Annotated in this window: 1 protein-coding gene; it reads right to left on the bottom strand. The window is 40.4% G+C overall.

Annotated features, from left to right (window positions below):
• Window positions 1-377 precede the first annotated feature (377 nt).
• A partial coding sequence (locus BVE84_RS10310) for a transposase (protein WP_076996890.1) occupies window positions 378-1,128 on the bottom strand: 751 nt, incomplete at its 5' end.

The following is a 1,128-nucleotide window of genomic DNA, read 5'->3' as shown; positions in this document are numbered from 1 at the left end:
ACTGATATGTAAAGCCCTTTGTCAAGTAAAAACAATCGAACTGATAAAAAATGAAAAGTATCTAGAAAGAGCCTAGTTCTTAGCTTCGGGCATTGGCCACTCTGATATTCGTGGATTGGTTACCTACAGGTCAATGGTTCTGCCGCGAGTCCTACTCTCTATAAGCGTGGATCACAATTGTGCCACTTAGTCATTTCGTAGATGACTCAAACCTTGAAGTCCTAAACTCCTTCAAGATACTTTCCATTCAAACATGATTTCAATCCTTATTTCTGTCCAAATTCACCCAGTGAGTTTGGATAGAAATAGGGATTCCTCATCGCTCTGCGATGATAAAACTTAATAGTCAAAAGTGTACATGAAAACAAGTTCTAACTTCAAGCTATTCTTCCTGTCATCATCCCCCAAATAAAACCAGACAATTCCCGTGCAATAGCTGTTTTAGCAACATTTTGTTTCTTATTTTTTCCTAGAACAAGTGTGTGATAACGTCTTCTTAAGCGTTCATTAGCCTTATCCGCATAAGCAATCACCTCCACTCGGTTTCCACTTTGTCTCCTTTTCAATTCTTTGGATTTATACCCAATCGTCCCCTTAGCTAATGATTGTGCAGCTTCTATCAGAAGTCGTCTCACATGGCTATTCCCAGCTTTGGTGATAGCTCCTCTTCTCTCCTTATCGCCGCTAGAATTTTCGCTAGGAGTTAGTCCAAGATAAGAAGCAAAATGTTGAGCTGTCGCAAAGCGGTTAACATCACCGATTTCCGTCACAATGGAAAGAGCGGTTAGTGTTTTGATACCAATAAAGCAAGAAAGCTGAGAGACCTTCTCTTGATAACTGTCGCTTTGAGCCAGTTGTTCAATTCGCGTATCATACCGTTCTATTTGATCGACTAATTTCTCATAGGTCAATAGGTATTCTGTTAAAATCTCTGCGTAAAGTCCCTCAGGATTTAGGGAACGGAGCCAGCGGACATGTTTCTGTGTCCAATGATTGCTTCCTTCGGTATAGCGAAAATCATGTCGGAGACAGAAGGAAAGAATTTGTTGTTTGATTTTCTTCAGAGCCACTTTGTGGTCTGTTCTCATACGGATATATTCTTTGACTTGTTCATCCTCAGCAGTAGGA

The organism is Streptococcus azizii (assembly GCF_001984715.1).
Lineage (GTDB): Bacteria > Bacillota > Bacilli > Lactobacillales > Streptococcaceae > Streptococcus > Streptococcus azizii.
Note: the sequence above shows the minus strand (reverse complement) of the source record. Positions and strands in the feature narration are given on the sequence as shown.